A 17412-nucleotide genomic window follows, 5' to 3' on the forward strand; every position below is an offset into this window, starting at 1 on the left:
CTACGCTCATGCGGCTGGTGGATGACATTCAGCAGGTCGATTGCGTGACGTTCGCGGACGCGTGAAGTGAGAGCGGGATGAAGGTGGTGCCTTCGAGATCGAGCGGATGGGTGAGACCGGTGACGTCGCAAAAGCCGGCTTCTGCGATCATCGAGATCGATCGCGTCTCGCAGGTTTTCCAGACCTCGGCGCGCAAGGACCATTTGGCGCTATCGGACATCTCGCTGACGATCGACGAAGGAGCTTTCGTCTCGATTCTCGGGCCGTCCGGCTGCGGCAAGTCGACACTGCTCTACATTGTCGGAGGCTTTGTCAGCCCAACCAGCGGCGCGGCGAAGATCAAGGGCCAAGCGATCACAGGACCCGGTCCGGATCGCGGACCGGTCTTCCAGGAGTTTGCATTGTTTCCCTGGAAGACGGTCCTGGGCAATGTGATGTACGGGCCGCGCCAGCAAGGCGTGCGGGCGAGCGAGGCGGAAGCGCAGAGCCGCTCGCTGATTGAGATGGTCGGCCTCAAGGGCTACGAGAACTTCTATCCCAAGGAGCTGTCAGGCGGCATGAAGCAGCGCGTCGCCCTGGCCCGGACGCTCGCCTACCATCCTGAAGTCCTGTTGATGGACGAGCCGTTTGGCGCGCTCGACGCCCATACCAGGACACGCTTGCAGAACGATCTCCTGAACATCTGGGAGCGCGATCGCAAGACGGTGTTGTTCGTCACCCACTCGGTCGACGAAGCCGTCTTTCTCTCCGACAAGGTGGTGATGATGTCGAAATCGCCAGGGTGTATCCGGCAGGTGATCGACATCGATCTTCCGCGACCGCGGCGCCGTAACGAATTGCTCCTCGATCCGCGTTATCAGAAATACGTCGTGGACATCGAACGCATGTTCGACGAAAGCGACGAGGGCGGGGCCGCCTCATGATGTCGTCGGCTGCCGTGCTCAAGCGTGCCGCCCCGGTGCTTGCCTGCGTCGGGTTATTGGCAATATGGCAGGCGGCTGCGCTGGTGCTGAAGAACGACAGCTTTCCAACGGCGATCGAGGCGATCCGCGCGATTCCCGATATCCTTGGCGATAAGGAATCCCTGATGAACATCCTGGCTTCGCTTCGCCGCATGGCGACGGGGTTCGGTGTAGCCGTGCTTTTTTCGATTCCACTTGGCTTGTTGATGGGGCGCAGCCGGGCCGTCGCAGCTTTCTTCAACCCGCTTCTAATGGTGATCTATCCGGTCCCGAAGGCAGCATTGATGCCCATCATCATGCTGTGGTTGGGCGTCGGCGACACCACAAAGACGCTGGTGATCTTCCTCGGCGTCAGTCTGCCCGTGATCTATCACAGCTTCGAGGGCGCCAAGGCCGTCGAGGAGAAAATGCTGTGGTCAGGTGCCGCTATGGGTCTCTCGCCTCTGCAGCGCCTGATCCGGATCGTGCTGCCTGCCGCGCTGCCGGAGATCCTGACGGGATGCCGTACGGGATTGGTCCTGGCGCTGATCACCATGATCACCAGCGAGATGATCGCGCGCCAGTCGGGCGCGGGCAACATCCTGTTCAATGCGCTGGACATGGGGCAGTACGACACAGTCTTCGCGATGATCATCATCGTGGGGGCCATGGGCATCTGCCTCGACGCGATCTTCGAGCGGATCCGTGCGAGGCTGGTGCGCTGGTCCGAGCCTCAGTTCGACATGCCGCTGAGCTTCTCATGACATCGCGCCTCATCTCAGCAAACCTCCTGCTTGGCCTCGCGCCGATCGCGCTGGTGGTCGCGGTTTGGCAGAGCCTCGTCTCGTTCGGCTTTGCGCCGGCGGCCTTGCTGCCGGCCCCGGGCTACGTCTTCAGTCGCCTCTTTCAACAGCTCCTGACGTGGACGTTCCAGCAGGAGATCGCGGCGACCCTGATCCGGCTGTTTGCCGGCTTTGCGATCGCGGTCGTGCTGGGCGTCAGTATCGGTATCGCCGCCGCAGCCAATCCGTCAATCAACGCCGCGGTCCGGCCGATCGTACGCGTATTGGCGCCGTTGCCCAAGGTCGCACTCTATCCTGCACTCCTGCTACTGCTCGGTTTCGGCCACGGATCGAAGATCACGTTGGTGACTGCGGACGCACTTTTCCCTATTCTTTTGTCAACCTATTACGGCGCGTCGACCGTCGAGCAGAAGCTGATCTGGTCGGCCATGGCGGCGGGGACGCCGCGCTACGAAATCCTGTTCAAGGTGGTATTGCCCGCGGCGATGCCGTCGATCCTGACCGGCTGCCGGATCGGCCTTGTCATTTCCTGCATCGTGGTGTTTCTGGCTGAGATGATCACGTCGACCGATGGGCTGGGCCATGCTCTCGTCACGGCGGCCCGAACGTTCCAAGCCGTCGACATGTTCGTGCCGTTGATCACGATCTCGCTGCTGGGGTTGATCCTGAACGCCCTGTTGGGCGCCCTGCGATCATACCTCTTGCGGGGCTTCCCCGAAGCGTGATCTGACTGAACGAGAAAACCAAGATACCGGGAGTGAACCATGCTGGCCGATCGCGTCGAGGCAAAATGGATCGACGCATTTTCCGAGATTTTTGAGCGATGCGCCGTCAAGCCCGGCGATACCGCGGCGATCCTGTCGGAGACCCAATCGCGCGCGTTGAATGTTCATCTGGCAGAACTCGCGCTGCTGCGCATGGGCGCGCGGCCGTTCCATCTGGTGATGCCGACGCCACGCAACCGGAATATCGTTCCGGTTCGCTCGACCGGGGCCAGCGAGGCGATCCAAAAGCTTGGTCCGGTCATCACCGCACTTCAACAGGCCGGCTTCGTCGTGGATTGCACCATCGAGGGGCTGATGCACGCGGTGGAAACGCCTGAAATTCTCAAAGCCGGTGCGCGAATCCTGGTGATCTCGAACGAACATCCCGAGGCGCTGGAACGCATGGTGCCGGATCCGGCCTTGGAAAAGCGCGTCCGCGCTGCGGCGAAGATGCTGCGCGGAACCAAGCGCATGCGGGTGACGTCGAAGGCCGGCACGGCGCTCGACGTCGACATGGTTGGTGCTTCAACGGTCGGTGTGTGGGGCTGGACCGACAAGCCCGGCACGCTGGCGCATTGGCCCGGTGGCATCGTGGTCAGCTTTCCCAAGAGCGGAACGATCAACGGCACGCTGGTGATGGCACCCGGTGACATCAATCTGACCTTCAAGCGCTACCTGGCCTCGCCCGTGAAGATGATCTTGAAGGACGACTATGTCGTCGAACTGGAGGGCGAGGGCACGGATGCCGCGATGATGCGCGCCTATCTCGCCGCCTGGGGCGACCGCGAGGCCTACGCTGTCTCGCATGTCGGCTTCGGCATGAATCCGGGCGCGCGCTACGAGGCGCTGTCGATGTATGACCAGCGCGACACCAACGGCACCGAGATCCGTGCTGTCTGCGGCAATTTCCTGTTCTCCACCGGCGCGAACGAATTTGCCGGCCGGTACACGGCAGGGCATTTCGATCTGCCGATGATGGGAACGACCATCGAGCTCGATGGCGTTGCGGTGGTCCGGGAGGGCGTCCTGCAGGACGTCTTCGGCTAGCCGCGGTCGAGCACGGGCGGGCGCGCCAGGTCGAAGTGCCGGAGCAGGTCCACCATGGCCTGAAGCCGCTTGACCCGATAGGCATCGACGTCAAGGCCGGAGTAATCGAGGAAGCCGGCGCCCGTGCGGAGACCGATCCGGCCTTCGTGCATGTTCTTCGAAATCACCTCGGGCGCCCGATAGCGATCGCTGCCGAGTGCGCCTTCGAGGTAGCGGCTCGCGTAGTAGAGGATGTCGCCGCCGCCCCAATCGATGAATTCCAGCAGCCCGAGCACGGCATAGCGGAAGCCGAAGCCATAGCGGATCGCCTTATCGATTTCCTCGGCGCTCGCGACGCCTTCCTCGACCATGCGTGCGGCCTCGTTCATCGCCAGCGCCTGGATGCGCGGGACGATGAAGCCGGGCGTCGCGGCACAGACCACCGGGACCTTCCCAATGCCTTCAAGCAGCGTCTTGACCTCCTCGACGACGACGGGATCGGTGGCTTTGCCGGGTGAAACCTCGACCAGCGGGATCAGATAGGCCGGATTTAGCCAGTGCACGTTGAGAAAGCGATGAGGGTTCACGATCGCGCCCGAGAGATCGTCGACGAGGATGGTCGACGTGGTCGATGCGATGATCGTACCTGCGCCGGCTTGCCTTGACGCAGCGCTCAGCACCTCGCGCTTAAGCTCGACGACTTCGGGGACACCTTCAAAGACTAATCCGGCATCGGCGAGCGCTGCGTGGCTCCGGCTGGCCGATACCACCGACACACGAGCGATGAGGGGATCGACATCTGCCTCGGTGAGCAGCCCCAACTTCGAAAGGCTACCAAAGGTCTTTCGGACTTCGCCGAGTGCGTCCGCCTCCAGCTTGGCGAAATCTTCCGCCGAACGGACCTTGACGTCGACCATCGTGACCGTATGCCCGGCATAGGCGAACGCGACAGCAATGCCGCGCCCCATACGGCCGGCCCCGAGACAGGCGATCTTGGCGCGACGTGTCATCGATCAGAATCCATTGCGAAGCAGTGTCTGCAATTCGGCCTTGCTGAGGCTGCCAAGGCCAAGCGTATCCAGCGTTCGGCCGCCTCGTCCGAAATCCTCGCCGCAGACCGCGCCGCCGACCGCCAGGAAAGCCTTGGCCAGCGGCGTCGCCACGCCCGCCAGTGTGGCGACGGAGACCAGCAGCGAGAGCCCGAGCCGCAAATCCTCACGCATGTAACGGTGTTCCGTCAGCACGATCCGTTCCCGCCAGTCGCCGGAATCGGTCAGCCGGTCATGCGAGCCGCGGCCATACATCCAGATTTCGCCGTCCTTCGCGTAATGATGCGCGAGCGGATAATGCGGTGCGCCGTAGCCGAGCGCCTCGCGCACCGCGATCCGTTCAGCATCGAGCGCATCGGTCACCCGGCGGATCGCGGCTTGCGTTCCCTCCTTGTGGATATCCCATCGTTCGAAGTGCTCGATCGGGCCCGCATTCATCACGATCAGCGGCGGATGTATGATCGGACCCGCATTCATCAGCGCGCCGGATAACGCGTCTCCGCAGGCCTCGATCACACCGGGAAAGGCGCGTCCGATCACGTCGAGCGCATGCGGCGCCTCCTCGAGCGGAAACACGCCGATCGGCAGCCGCTTGGCGCGGATGGTGATTGCGACCTCGAATGGCCCGTGCTTGCGCGTGAGCCAGGGCAGTGTGCCGCTTTCGGCAAAGCTCACCTTGGCGCGGTTGCCGGCCTCGCGTGTGGCCTGCGCGAAGATCATCGAGCCGAATGTCGCCGGCGGCAGAAACACGACCTGGCCGTCCCGCAAATGCGGGGCCAGCAGGCTGGCAATTTCCGGCTGTGCGAAAGCCGGGGCAGGGCAGAGGATCAGCTCGGCGCCACTGATGGCTTCGGCGATATCGGTCGTGACCATCGTCAGTTTCACATCGTGGCGACCGTCATGGTCCTTCACCACGATGCGCGAGCCGGCGTCACGATGTGCCGCCACCTGGTCTGCGTCGCGGCGCCAGAGTCGGACGTCGTGCTCCGACAGGGCAAAATCGCCAGCGGCGGCGAAAGAGCCGTTTCCCCCACCCAGGACCGCAATCCTCAAGATGCTTCTCCTTGCGCATGCGAGCGCGCATCAAGCTGTTTCAGCAGGAAATGCTGGACCTTGCCCAGCGCCGTACGTGGCAGGTCGGCGACGAAGACGAAGTCGCGCGGAACCTTGTAACGTGCGAGCTGCGCCTGAAGATGCACTCTCAGTTCGTCCGCTTCGAGCCGGCAACCTGACCGCCGGATGACATAGGCGATCGGCACCTCGTCCCAGCGCGGGTCGGGTCGGCCGATCACGGCACATTCACTGACGTCGGGGTGCTCGAGCAGAACGCGTTCGACCTCGGCCGGATAGATGTTCTCGCCGCCGGAAATGATCATGTTCTTCTTGCGGTCGCGGACCCAGAAATAGCCCTCGGCATCGCACAGGCCGATATCGCCGGTGCGATACCAGCCGTCGTGCAGCGCATCGCGTGTGGCGTCTGCGTTGCCCCAATACTCGAAAAACACGTTGGGGCCGCGCACGGCGATTTCACCCGGCGTGCCCGCCGGCATGTCAGCGCCGTCATGGTCGATCACCTTCGCTTCGCAGCACAAGCCGGCAAGTCCGGTCGATCCCGCGCGCGAAAGATCACCGCCAAGTCGCGTGTAGATCGCGATGGGGCAGGTTTCCGTCGAGCCGTAGACCTGAAGCACCGGGACGCCGCGCGCGACGAAGCGCTCGATTAGGTGGGGCGGTACGATGGTCGAGCCTGTGGCGACGGCTTTGAGTGACGAGAGGTCGGTTGTGGCCCAAGCGGGGTGCTCGCTCACAGCCTGGATGATCGCGGGTACCATGACCGTCAAGGTTGGCCGTTCCTGTTCAACGGCAGCGAGCGCTTTATCAGGCGCGAAGCGCGCGTGCATCGTAACTGTCGCGCCGAGCTGAAGCGCTGGCGTGGTCTGGATGTTAAGGCCGCCGACGTGGAAGAACGGCAGCACCGTCAGCACATGATCGTCGGACGTCATGTTGTGCATGTGCTGGCTCATGACGCCGTTCCAGAACAGTGCCTCCTGGCGCAATACGGCGCCCTTCGGCCTGCCGGTCGTTCCCGACGTGTAGACGATCAGGAGCGGGCACGAGAGATCGGTGTGCGGGTTGCGACCGTTGCCTTCGCCGCGAGCCAGCAGGCTTTCGAATGTCCTGCCGCGTGGTGGCGTAAAGTCGAGGCCGACGATAGATGTTGCTGGTGCAAGTTCGGAAAGAACTCCCTCAAAGGCTTGCTCGAGCACCAGCACCTTGGCACCCGCGTCAGTGAGAATGAAGAGCTGCTCGGCGACCGCCAGCCGCCAGTTCAAGGGAACCAGAATGGCGCCAAGCCGCGCGCAGGCATAAAGCAGAACCAGATAGTCCGGCCGGTTCAGGCTCAGGATCGCCACGCGGTCGCCGCGGCCGACGCCGAGTTCCTGCTTCAAGGCCGTGGCAGTCCGCTCGATACGGGCAGCGAATGCCGCATAGCTCAGTCGCTCGCCATCGAAGGCAATCGCTGTCTTGTCTGGCGAAAACGCCGCGTTGCGATCGATCAGACTACAGAGGTCCACCGTCAATCGTCCGTTTCACCGGGCTCGTACAACGCCTCGCGCCCGATGCGGTCGAGGCAAAGCTCCGCCGTCCAAGGCAGCATCAGGGAGCCGCAGCGGCTGTCGCGATAGATGCGCTCCAGCGGCAATGACTTGAGCATGGCCTGGCCACCGCAGGTGCGGATTGCGAGCGCGGCGAGCTCGTTTGCCCCCTCCATCACCGAATACTGCGCGGCGTAAGCGCGCAGCACCTGTTCCTTGCTCGGATTGGCGCGGGCTTCGGTGACGGCCTGGAACCAGATCGACTTGATCTGCTCCAGCTTGATCTGCATCTGCGCGACCGCGATCTGCTTGGTCGGATACATCCGGCGCTTGACCGGCGGCATACCGGGGACCTCGCCGCGCAGATAGCGCACCGTGAAGTCGTAGGCGGCTTGCGCGAGGCCCATATAGGTCGGCGACAGCGTCAGGAACATGTGCGGCCAGCGCATCGCAGCCTGGAAATAGACGCCGCGCGGCATCAGCGCCGAATCCTCCGGGACGAACACGTCCTTGAACAGCAGCGTGCGCGAGACCGTTCCGCGCATGCCGAGCGGATCCCAGTCACCGACCACCGAGACGCCTTGCGATGTCGCGGGGATCGCGAGATAAAGCGTGTTTCGGCGCGAGGCCTTCTCGCCTTTCTCGATCTCGGTGCAAAGCACGCCGTAATAGTCGGCATGGCCGGAGAGCGACGCGAAGATCTTCTTGCCGTTGACGATCCAGCCACCCTCGACGGGCCTGGCTTCCGTGCCGAATGCAACGCCGCCCGCGGCGGCCGCGCCGCCCTCGGAAAAGGGTTGCGAGTAGATCGCGCCGTCCTCGACGATGCGCTTGTAGTGCACTGCGCGGCGCCGCCCGTGCTCTGCACGGGTTTCCGTATCCATATCGAGATCGTCGGCGAGGGGCCCCGACCACAGGGTCGAGCAGACATGCATGTTCCAGGTCAACGCGGTGGCGCCGCAATAGCGGCCGATCTCAGCGGCTGCGAGGGCATAAGTCTGGTAATTCGCGCCAAGCCCGCCATGCTTCTTGGGGATGGCAATACCGAGCAGACCGACTCGGTGCAGATCGCGATAATTCTCCGTCGGGAAGACCGCCCCCCGATCGTAGACCGCCGCGCGGCCGGCGAACACACTCTGGCCGATTTCGCGGGCGCGCGTGATGATGCCGGCTTGCTCGTCGCTCAGGCGGAAGGCGACGGGGTCGAAGATCGGCGTATCCAGCACGACCTTGCCGGTTGCACCGATAGTCTTGCTGACTTGCATTGTCATTGCGCAGTCACCTTACGCTTTGGTCGCGACGGAATTCAGGAACCGGCCGAGTGCCTCGTCAAAGGCGCCGGGCCGCTCGAGGTTGGCGAGATGGCCGACGCCGGCGAGTTCGACATATTCGGCGGAAGGGATATAGGTCGCCGTCTTTGCCATCATTGGCGCCGGCGCGTTGTTGTCCTTGGAGCCGGAGAGCAGCAGCGTCGGAACAGAAATATCCTGGAGCGTGCTGCGCTGATCGAAGCCGATCAGGGCCAGCATCATGGCGCGATAGCTCGCCTCCGGCACGCTTCCCATGCATTCGCGCGCAAGCTCCATCCCTTCCGGATCAGGATCGTCTCCGACAAGTTCCTTCACCAGCGAAGGCGCCAGCGATTTCATCGTCTCGCCGCGGTCGAGCGGCCCGAGCCGGGCGGCGATGAACGATTTCTGCCAGTCGCCGTCGGCCTTGCCGAAAGCCGGACTGGTCTGCGCCAGGACGACTGCACGTGCCAGTTTCGGCGATTGCACCAGCCATTTCTGGACGATCATGCCGCCGATGGAATGGCCGACCAGAATAGGCTTGGCCGCACCAAGCTGCTCGATGAACTGCTGGAGTGCATCGGCCAGGGCAGCGATACTGACGCTGGCGAGCGGTTCGGACCCTCCATAACCCGGCATGTCCCATGCAATCGCGCGGAATCGGTTGCCGAATGTAGCCAACTGGCGTCGCCAGGCGCGCGCCGCACCGCCGATGCCATGCAGGAAAACCAGGGGTGTCGCGCCAGGGTCGCCCGCAGCTTCATAGGCGAAGCGGCCGTCCTTTGTTATCATTGGCGCAGGCTGCGACACGCGACATCCCTTTGCTTGGCCCCGTGATGCTAACAGGCCTGTGAAGGATGGAAAGCGATAATTTTATACTTAAAGCAATTTCGGGAGCGGGTCTCTGGCGCGCAACTGTTCACGGCGCCGATTGGCGCCTTCGTTGCAAAAATTTGAAGTTTAAAATATATCGGAAAGAGCGATCAACCCCCGAGGAGCCAGCGCATGTCCGCATTGCCGCAATCGCCGCACGCGCTGGTGACCGGTGGCGGCCGCGGCATCGGCCGCGCGATCGCAGCCGCCCTCGTCCGGGCCGGCGCGACGGTGACGGTGCTCGGTCGGAATGCCGCAACTCTTGAAGAGGCGATTAAGTCGGGAGCCGCGCATTTTGCAGCCGTCGCTGACGTGTCGGATGAGATGTCGCTCAACGCCGCCATCGCCGAGGCCCATGCGCGAAAGCCGATCGATATACTGGTCGCCAATGCGGGCAGTGCCGAATCCGCACCGTTCGTGAAATCGGACAGTGCACTTTTCGCACGCATGATGGACGTCAATTTCATGGGCGTGGTGCATGCTATCCGAGCAGTCTTGCCCGGAATGAAGGATCGTCCCTATGGACGCATCGTGGCGGTCGCATCGACGGCCGGGCTCAAAGGCTATGCCTATGTCAGCGCGTACACCGCAGCCAAGCACGCCGTGGTCGGTCTCGTGCGGTCGCTCGCCCTCGAAACGGCCGGCAGCAATGTCACGGTGAATGCGGTATGTCCGGGCTTCACGGACACGGATCTCGTCGCCGGCAGCATCGAAAACATCATGAAAAAGACGGGGCGAACCCGCGAGCAGGCGATTGCGGACCTCGCCAAGCACAATCCGCAAGGGCGGCTGATCGCGCCCCAAGAGGTCGCGGACGCCGTGCTCTGGTTGTGCGGCGAGGGCGCCGGAGCGATCACCGGGCAGGCGATCGCAGTTGCCGGTGGCGAGATCTAGCGTGACGCGGGTTCAGAACAGGACCGCCAAGGAGATCATATGAGCAGACCAGCCAATCCCGTAACCGTACCGCTTGCGGACTATTCGCCGCAGCACTTCCTGCTGGCCGTTGTCGACGGCGTTGCGACCGTGACGCTCAATCGTCCCGAACGGAAGAATCCTCTGACGTTCGAGAGCTATCGGGAACTGACCGATTTCTTCCGCGCTTGCGCATTTGACGACGCGGTCAAGACGATCGTCGTCACCGGCGCAGGCGGCAATTTCTCGTCCGGCGGCGATGTATTCGAGATCATCGGCCCGCTCGTCAAGATGGACACGAAGGGGCTGACCGCTTTCACGCGGATGACCGGCGACCTCGTCAAGGCGATGCGGGCTTGTCCGCAGCCGATCGTGGCCGCGGTCGAGGGCATCTGCGCCGGCGCCGGCGCGATCATAGCCATGGCATCCGACATGAGGCTTGCGGCCAGCGGTGCCAAGGTCGCGTTCCTGTTCAACAAGGTCGGCCTTGCCGGCTGTGACATGGGCGCCTGTGCCATCCTGCCGCGCATCATCGGGCAGTCCCGCGCCTCCGAACTGCTCTATACCGGCCGGTTCATGACAGCGGAGGAGGGCGAACGCTGGGGCTTCTTCAGCCGAACCGTCACGCCGGAGCAGGTGCTTCCCCAGGCGCAGATTCTGGCCAGGCAGGTCGCGGAAGGGCCGACCTTCGCCAACACCATGACCAAGCGGATGCTGGCGATGGAATGGGCGATGTCGGTGGAGGAGGCGATCGAGGCGGAAGCCGTTGCCCAAGCGCTGTGCATGACGACAGCGGATTTCGAGCGCGCGTTCGAAGCCTTCGCCAACAAGGTCAAGCCGGTCTTCAGGGGCGACTGAGCCGGCTTGCCACTATCCGTAGCCGAACCAGCCACGGGGACTTGCGCGAAATTATTTTAGGCTTAAAATAGTTTTCATGGCCGGGTGAATTGGCGAGGCTCCCATGAAAGTCGCGATCATCGGTGGCGGACCTGCGGGTCTCTACGCTGCGATCCTGCTGAAGAAGCAGCGGCCCGGCGCCGACATCGCCGTTTATGAGCGAAACCGGGCCGATGATACCTTCGGCTTCGGCGTGGTGTTCTCTGACGCCACGCTCGACAATTTCGAGAAGCACGACCTTCCGAGCTACCGCCGCATCACTCAGGAATTCGCCTATTGGGACGACATTGCCGTGCACTTCCGCGGCACGGTCCACCGGGTCGGCGGTAACGGGTTTTGCGGCTGCTCACGGCAGAAGCTGCTCCTGATCCTCCAGGAGCGTGCGCGGGAGCTCGGCGTCGCGCTGCAGTTCGAGGTGGATGTCGAGGATGAATCCCGCTTCGCCGATGCCGATCTCGTCCTGCTCGCCGATGGCATCAACAGCCGCATTCGCGAGAAATACATCAATCATTTCCAGCCGGAGGTCGATGTCCGCACCAACAAGTTCGCCTGGATGGGCTCGACCAGGCCGCTTGATGCCTTCACCTTCATCTTCCAGGAAACGGAGTGGGGGCCGTTCATCGCGCACGCCTATCAGTACGAGGCCGGGCACTCGACCTGGATCTTTGAGACCGATCCGCAGACTTTCGAGCGGGCAGGTCTGACCGGGCTGAACGAGCAAGAGTCCGCCGCGCGGATGGCCGACATCTTCGGCTGGTTTCTCGAAGGCCACAAGCTGCTGACCAACCGCTCGATGTGGCGGAATTTCCCCATGATCCGCAGCAAGCGCTGGGTCAAGGACAACATGGTGCTGCTCGGCGACGCCAAGGCGAGCGCGCATTTCTCGATCGGCTCCGGCACCAAGCTCGCGATGGAAGATGCGATCGCGCTCGCCGAGGCGATGGAGAAGGCGCCCGGCATCAAGGCGGCGCTAGAAGTCTACGAGCACGGCCGCCGTGAGGAGGTCGAGAAGACGCAGCACGCCGCCGACGTCTCCCTGGTGTGGTTCGAGCACGTCGACCGCTTCTGGGATTTCGATCCCGTGCAATTCGCCTTCGGCGTGATGACGCGCTCGAAGGCGATCACCTACGACAATCTGAAACTTCGTGCGCCCGATTTTGTGGCTGAGGTGGAAAAATCCTTCGCAAGGCAGGTTCGCAGCAGCGGCTTCGACGTTGACGCCAACAAGCCGATGGTGCCGCTGTTCCAGCCGTTCCGCCTGCGCGAGATGGAGATCGCCAACCGTGCCGTGATGTCGCCGATGTGCATGTATTCGGCGAAGGAGGGCGTTCCTGGCGACTTCCATCTCGTGCATTACGGCTCGCGGGCGATCGGTGGCGCCGGCTTGATCTTCACCGAGATGACCTGTGTCAGCCGCGATGCCCGGATTACGCCGGGGTGTGCCGGCCTGTGGAATGACGAGCAGGAGGTCGCGTGGCGCCGCATCGTCGATTTCGTCCACGGCAATTCGGCTGCAAAGATCTGCCTGCAACTCGGCCATGCCGGCCGCAAGGGAGCGACCAAGCTGATGTGGGACGGCATGGACCGTCCGCTCGAGGACGGCGGCTGGGACGTGGTCTCCGCATCGCCGCTGCCCTACTTCCCCGATAGTCAGGTGCCGCGCGAACTTGATCGTGCCGGCATGAATGCGGTGAGGGACTCTTTCGTCGCGGCGGCCGAGCGCGGCGAACGCTGCGGCTTCGACATGCTGGAGCTGCACTGCGCCCACGGCTATCTGCTCGCGAGCTTCATTTCGCCGCTGACAAACACCAGGACCGACGAGTACGGCGGCTCGCTCGAAAATCGCCTGCGCTTCCCACTCGAGGTCTTCGAAGCACTGCGCGCTGTCTGGCCGTCGCACAAGCCGATGTCCGTGCGCATCTCCGCGACGGACTGGGCGGAGGGTGGCGTCACCGGTGACGACGCGGTGGCAATCGCGCGGGCCTTCGCCGAGGCCGGCGTCGATCTCGTCGACGTCTCGACCGGGCAGACCGTGCGCGATGCGCAGCCGATCTATGGCCGGATGTTCCAGACGCCTTTCTCCGACCAGGTCCGCAACGAGGCACGGGTGGCCACCATGTGCGTCGGCAACATCACGACGGCGGATCAAGCCAACACCATCCTGGCGGCCGGCCGGGCGGATCTCGTCGCGCTCGGGCGCCCGCATCTGGTCGACCCCTTCTTCACCATGAAGGCGGCGGCCTGGTACGGCGCGGACAGCACGTTCTGCCCGCCGCAATATCTCCCCGGAAAAGATCAGATTTTCCGCAACAGCGTGCGCGACCGGCAGGATCTCGATGAGCTGAGAATTAAGGCTAAGCCCAAGACCCGGGCCGAGCTGAAGGCGGAGGCAACAAAGCCGCTTGCGGCGGAGTGACCGCCCATGCGACCTTAACCCCATTGCCTGTGTTTCGAGTGGAGTTTGGGCGATGAAGGCGATTATCGTCGGCGGCGGTATCGGAGGTCTCACCACGGCATTGATGCTGCGCTCGCGCGGCATTGGATGCGAGATCTTCGAACAGGCCGAGACCATCCGCGAACTCGGTGTCGGCATCAACACGCTGCCGCATGCGATGCGTGAACTGGCAGGCCTCGGCCTGCTGCAGAAGCTCGACGATGTCGCGATCCGCACCGACCAGCTCTACTACCTCAACCGCCACGGCCAGGAGGTCTGGCGCGAAGCCCGCGGCGTCGACGCCGGCCATGACGTGCCGCAATTTTCGATCCATCGCGGCCGCCTTCAGGGCGTCATCCACCGCGCCGTCGAAGAACGGCTCGGGCAGGATGCAATTCACACCGGCTGCCGGCTCGGGGCCTTCACGCAGGACGAGGGCGGTGTCACGGCCTATTTCTTCGATCGTGCCGGCGCGCACATCCACACGACGCGTGGCGATATCCTGATCGGCGCCGACGGTATCCATTCGCGCGTCCGCGAGACCTTGTTCCCGAACGAGGGACCGCCGTGCTGGAATGGCCTGATGTTGTGGCGCGGTGCCCGCGACTGGCCGCTCTTCCTCACCGGCAAGTCGATGATCGTGGCCGGCGGCCTCAACGCCAAGGTCGTGATTTATCCAATCGCGGAAGGATCCAGCCCCGCGAGCCGACTGACCAATTGGGCGGTGCTGGTGAAGGTCGGCGAGGGCAATGCCCCGCCGCCGCGAAAAGAGGACTGGTCGCGGCCGGGCCGCCGCGAGGAGCTGATGCCGCATGTGGCGCGCTTCTCCGTGCCCTATATCGACGTGAAGAGCCTCATTTCGGCGACGCCGGAATTCTACGAATATCCGACCTGCGACCGCGATCCCTTGCCCTATTGGTCCTCGGGGCGCGTCACGCTGCTCGGCGACGCCGCGCATCCCATGTATCCGGTCGGTTCCAACGGCGCCTCGCAGGCGATCCTCGACGCACGCTGCCTTACGGACGCGCTGCTGCGCGCCGAGCATCCGCGCCAGGCCTTGCTCGAATATGAGAAGAAGCGCCTGCCGATGACAGCGGAAATCGTCCGCTCCAACCGCCGCGGCGGCCCCGAGGGTGTCATCGACGCCGTCGAGCAGCTCGCTCCCGACGGCTTCGACAATGTCGATAACGTGCTGAGCTATTCCCAGCGCGAGGCGATCGTGCGCGGCTACGCCACCAAGGCGGGCTTTGCCGCCGTGCCGGGGCTTGCGGCGGTGCGTGCTTGATGCACTTTTGATTGAGCATGCCCCTTCCGGAAAACCGCTTCACACTTTTCCGGGGGGCATGCTCCTAGCCGGCGCCGGGAGGCGGCGGCAGGAAGTGGATGTTGAACTCCGCGGCCATCGCCACCACGTCCTCGGGTTTCTGCTCCTTCATGTTGTGCAGGCCCCAGAACAGGTCGAACAGTTTGCGGCTCGGCGAGACCCAGAACAGCACTTTTGCGGTCTGCTCCGATTTGTTGAAGATACCGTGCGGCACGCCCATGCCGAGACGGATCAGGTCGCCCGCAGTCGCCTGCGCCTCCGAATTGCCGAGCACGAAATCGAGCTTGCCCTCCAGCATGTAGAGATACTCATCCTGGTCGGGATGAATGTGCGGGGGGACGAACGTGCCGGGCGGCAGCGTCGCGTGCCAGGAGAAGCTGTTCTCCGCGTAGCTTTTCGGCACGTAGGTCTGGCCGAGGATGTTCCAGGAAATGCCCTGGATTCCCTCATTGGCCCGCGTGATGCCGGTGATTTCGTTCTTCATTGCAGTCCTCCCTTAACGCGACGCGCGGCTCAATTTACAGCCTTGCAGTCCTTGGCATAGCGATCGCCGTAATTCTCAAAAACCTTCTGGACGATCTCGGTCTGGAACTTGCCGTCCGGACGCTTGGCGACCTTGGTCAGATAGAAATCCTGGATCGGATAGCCGTTGGTGTTGAACTTGAAGGCGCCACGCAGCGAGGTGAAGTCCGCCTTCTTCAGCGCGGCTCCAACGGCATCCTTGTTGGAGAGGTCGCCTTTCACGCCCTTGATGGCGCTGTCGATCAGCATCGCGGCATCATAGGCCTGGAAGGCGTAGGTGCCGGGCACAACGTTGTAGGCGGCCTCATAGGCTGCGACGAACTTCTTGTTCTGGGGATTGTCGAGATTGGGCGCCCAGTTCGCGCCGCCGAACATGCCGACGGCCGCGTCCTGCTGCGCCGGCAGCGTCGACTCGTCGACCGTGAACGCCGAGAGCACCGGAATCGTATCGGCGAGGCCCGCCTGGCGGTACTGCTTGACGAGATTGACGCCGAGTCCGCCCGGCATGAACGTGAACAGTGCATCGGGCTTCTGCGAGGAGATCTTGGAGAGCTCCGGCTGGAAGTCCAGCGTGTTCAGCGGCATGTAGGATTCTTCGACGATCTCGCCCTTGTAGTCGAGTTTGAAGCCGGCGACCGAGTCCTTGCCGGCCTGATAGTTCGGCACCATCAGGTACATGCGCTTGTAGCCGCGGTCCTGCGCGACCTTGCCGAGGATCTCGTGGACCTGGTCGTTCTGGTACGACGTAACGTAGAAGAACGGGTTGCAGTCCTTGCCGGCAAAGGTCGATGGCCCGGCATTGGGGCTGATCAGGAACACCTTCGATTCCGTCACGGGGCGGTGGATCGCCTGAAGGATGTTGGAGAAGATCGGGCCGACCACGAAATCGACCTTCTCGCGCTCGAGCAGGCCCTTGACCTTGGTCACCGCTGCGTCCGGCTTGAGCTCGTCGTCGACCACCACGACCTCGACATCGCGGCCACCCATCTTGCTGCCGAGGTCCTTGAGCGCGAGCGCAAAGCCGTCGCGAACCTGCTGGCCGAGCGCGGCGGCAGGCCCTGACAGGGTCACGATCACGCCGAGCTTGACCTTCTCCTGGGCGAGGGCGGGGCTCATTGCGGTGCCGAGCAGCAAGGCGGCTGCGGTCAAGGTCAATTGCATTTTCATCTTCCGTCCCTCGTGACATCAGGGCCTGCGCAGCAAGCCGCCTACTCCAATCCAAGCTTATGCCGATGATGGCTGCCACGGCAAGCAAGGCTCAAGACGTTGCCGTCCCGCGGCACGGCGCGCATGCAAGCGGCGCGCCAATTATTTGAAGCCTAAAGAAATTGGGGTGCGGTCGATTGCTGCAGCTTTGGACTTGCGGCCGGCTTCAATTTATTTGAAGCTCAAAACGTTGGGGAATCCGTGCCGGCGCCAATGCCTGCCGTCAATGACTGCATCAGATGCTTGATTCCGAGACCAAGGCCGTCGAGACGCCGGAAGATCATGCCGAAGAGCTTCGGCTGTGGCTGCGCTTGTTGACCTGCACCACCCTGATCGAGGGTGAGGTGCGCGGCCGGCTGCGGCAGCGCTTCGACGTCACGTTGCCCCGGTTCGACCTGATGGCGCAGCTCGACAAGGCGCCCGACGGCATGACGCTGTCCGACGTCTCCAAGCGCATGATGGTCTCCAACGGCAACGTCACCGGTCTTGTCGAGCGTCTGGTCGAATCGGGCCATCTCGATCGCCGCACCTCGGAAACCGACCGCCGCGTCCAGGTGATCCGCCTGACGAAGCTCGGTCGCGCCGAGTTTCGCAGGATGGCCGCGGAACACGAGACCTGGATTGCCGATCTGTTCGCCGACCTGACGCCGAAGGACGTGCGCGAGCTGATGCGCCTCCTCGCCAAGACCAAGGCGTCGGCGCAGAAATCGGCCGCGCGCAGACGGCCCTGAGCCCGCATCCAGGCCGGCCCGCCAATCGCTTTTGCCGCAGGAAA

General features: G+C 63.3%; 16 protein-coding genes. 9 read left to right on the plus strand and 7 right to left on the minus strand.

Annotated elements, in window-relative coordinates; all coding sequences use genetic code 11:
* Window positions 1–77 precede the first annotated feature (77 nt).
* The 4 genes from ACRQ5Q_RS13095 to ACRQ5Q_RS13110 are packed head-to-tail and all read left to right on the plus strand — an operon-like array spanning window position 78 to window position 3555.
* Window positions 78–923: an ABC transporter ATP-binding protein gene (locus ACRQ5Q_RS13095; protein ID WP_439369522.1), complete on the plus strand. Its 846-nt coding sequence runs from the start codon at window positions 78–80 to the stop codon at window positions 921–923.
* Window positions 920–1705, plus strand: coding sequence for an ABC transporter permease (locus ACRQ5Q_RS13100; protein WP_439369520.1), 786 nt, complete (start codon window positions 920–922; stop codon window positions 1703–1705). Before ACRQ5Q_RS13095 ends, ACRQ5Q_RS13100 begins: the two co-directional genes overlap by 4 nt.
* On the plus strand, window positions 1702–2469 hold the full coding sequence (locus ACRQ5Q_RS13105) for an ABC transporter permease (RefSeq protein ID WP_439369518.1): 768 nt from the start codon (window positions 1702–1704) through the stop codon (window positions 2467–2469). Before ACRQ5Q_RS13100 ends, ACRQ5Q_RS13105 begins: the two co-directional genes overlap by 4 nt.
* A 39-nt stretch (window positions 2470–2508) precedes the next feature.
* Window positions 2509–3555 (plus strand): peptidase M29, encoded by a 1047-nt coding sequence (locus ACRQ5Q_RS13110; RefSeq protein ID WP_439398144.1) that lies wholly within the window; start codon window positions 2509–2511, stop codon window positions 3553–3555.
* Here ACRQ5Q_RS13110 and ACRQ5Q_RS13115 read toward each other — a convergent pair.
* Genes ACRQ5Q_RS13115 through ACRQ5Q_RS13135 form a run of 5 tightly spaced genes read right to left on the minus strand, consistent with a single transcriptional unit; the run spans window position 3552 to window position 9261 of the window.
* Window positions 3552–4544, minus strand: a complete 993-nt coding sequence (locus ACRQ5Q_RS13115) for a 3-hydroxybutyryl-CoA dehydrogenase (protein WP_439398145.1) — start codon at window positions 4542–4544, stop codon at window positions 3552–3554. The two genes, ACRQ5Q_RS13110 and ACRQ5Q_RS13115, sit on opposite strands and share 4 nt — an antisense overlap.
* A gap of 3 nt (window positions 4545–4547) precedes the next feature.
* Window positions 4548–5636 (minus strand): NAD/NADP octopine/nopaline dehydrogenase family protein, encoded by a 1089-nt coding sequence (locus tag ACRQ5Q_RS13120; RefSeq protein WP_439398147.1) that lies wholly within the window; start codon window positions 5634–5636, stop codon window positions 4548–4550.
* Window positions 5633–7159, minus strand: a complete 1527-nt coding sequence (locus ACRQ5Q_RS13125; protein WP_439398148.1) for a class I adenylate-forming enzyme family protein — start codon at window positions 7157–7159, stop codon at window positions 5633–5635. The genes ACRQ5Q_RS13120 and ACRQ5Q_RS13125 overlap by 4 nt, the downstream gene beginning before the upstream one ends.
* 2 nt (window positions 7160–7161) lie before the next feature.
* Window positions 7162–8451 carry an acyl-CoA dehydrogenase family protein gene (locus ACRQ5Q_RS13130; protein WP_439398150.1) on the minus strand — a complete coding sequence of 430 codons (1290 nt, stop codon included), beginning with the start codon at window positions 8449–8451 and terminating at the stop codon, window positions 7162–7164.
* A gap of 12 nt (window positions 8452–8463) precedes the next feature.
* Entirely contained in the window at window positions 8464–9261 is a 798-nt protein-coding gene (locus ACRQ5Q_RS13135) for an alpha/beta fold hydrolase (protein WP_439398152.1), read from the minus strand.
* A 213-nt stretch (window positions 9262–9474) separates the two neighbouring features.
* On the opposite strand from ACRQ5Q_RS13135, the gene ACRQ5Q_RS13140 reads away from it, so the two are divergent.
* The 4 genes from ACRQ5Q_RS13140 to ACRQ5Q_RS13155 all read left to right on the plus strand — a co-directional run bounded on the left by ACRQ5Q_RS13140 (window position 9475) and on the right by ACRQ5Q_RS13155 (window position 14870).
* Entirely contained in the window at window positions 9475–10236 is a 762-nt protein-coding gene (locus tag ACRQ5Q_RS13140; protein ID WP_439398154.1) for an SDR family NAD(P)-dependent oxidoreductase, read from the plus strand.
* Window positions 10237–10275: 39 nt separating this feature from the next.
* A complete protein-coding gene (locus tag ACRQ5Q_RS13145) occupies window positions 10276–11112 on the plus strand; it encodes an enoyl-CoA hydratase family protein (protein ID WP_439398156.1) in 837 nt (278 codons plus the stop codon).
* Between the two features lie 103 nt (window positions 11113–11215).
* The gene (locus ACRQ5Q_RS13150; RefSeq protein WP_439398158.1) at window positions 11216–13567 is read left to right on the plus strand and encodes a bifunctional salicylyl-CoA 5-hydroxylase/oxidoreductase; all 2352 of its coding nucleotides are present in this window, start codon (window positions 11216–11218) and stop codon (window positions 13565–13567) included.
* A 52-nt stretch (window positions 13568–13619) separates the two neighbouring features.
* Complete coding sequence (locus tag ACRQ5Q_RS13155; RefSeq protein WP_439369500.1) at window positions 13620–14870, plus strand: flavin-dependent oxidoreductase; 1251 nt, start codon at window positions 13620–13622, stop codon at window positions 14868–14870.
* A 64-nt stretch (window positions 14871–14934) separates the two neighbouring features.
* On the opposite strand, the gene ACRQ5Q_RS13160 is transcribed toward ACRQ5Q_RS13155, so the two are convergent.
* Together ACRQ5Q_RS13160 and ACRQ5Q_RS13165 are read right to left on the minus strand one after the other, a co-directional pair.
* Window positions 14935–15393 (minus strand): cupin domain-containing protein, encoded by a 459-nt coding sequence (locus tag ACRQ5Q_RS13160; RefSeq protein WP_439369499.1) that lies wholly within the window; start codon window positions 15391–15393, stop codon window positions 14935–14937.
* 29 nt (window positions 15394–15422) lie between these two features.
* On the minus strand, window positions 15423–16598 hold the full coding sequence (locus tag ACRQ5Q_RS13165) for an ABC transporter substrate-binding protein (RefSeq protein WP_439398160.1): 1176 nt from the start codon (window positions 16596–16598) through the stop codon (window positions 15423–15425).
* Window positions 16599–16876: 278 nt separating this feature from the next.
* Here ACRQ5Q_RS13165 and ACRQ5Q_RS13170 point away from each other — a divergent pair, with 278 nt between their 5' ends.
* Window positions 16877–17368: a MarR family winged helix-turn-helix transcriptional regulator gene (locus ACRQ5Q_RS13170; RefSeq protein ID WP_035971233.1), complete on the plus strand. Its 492-nt coding sequence runs from the start codon at window positions 16877–16879 to the stop codon at window positions 17366–17368.
* Window positions 17369–17412 lie beyond the last annotated feature (44 nt).

Source organism: Bradyrhizobium sp. PMVTL-01 (genome assembly GCF_051861855.1).
Classification (GTDB): Bacteria; Pseudomonadota; Alphaproteobacteria; order Rhizobiales; family Xanthobacteraceae; genus Bradyrhizobium.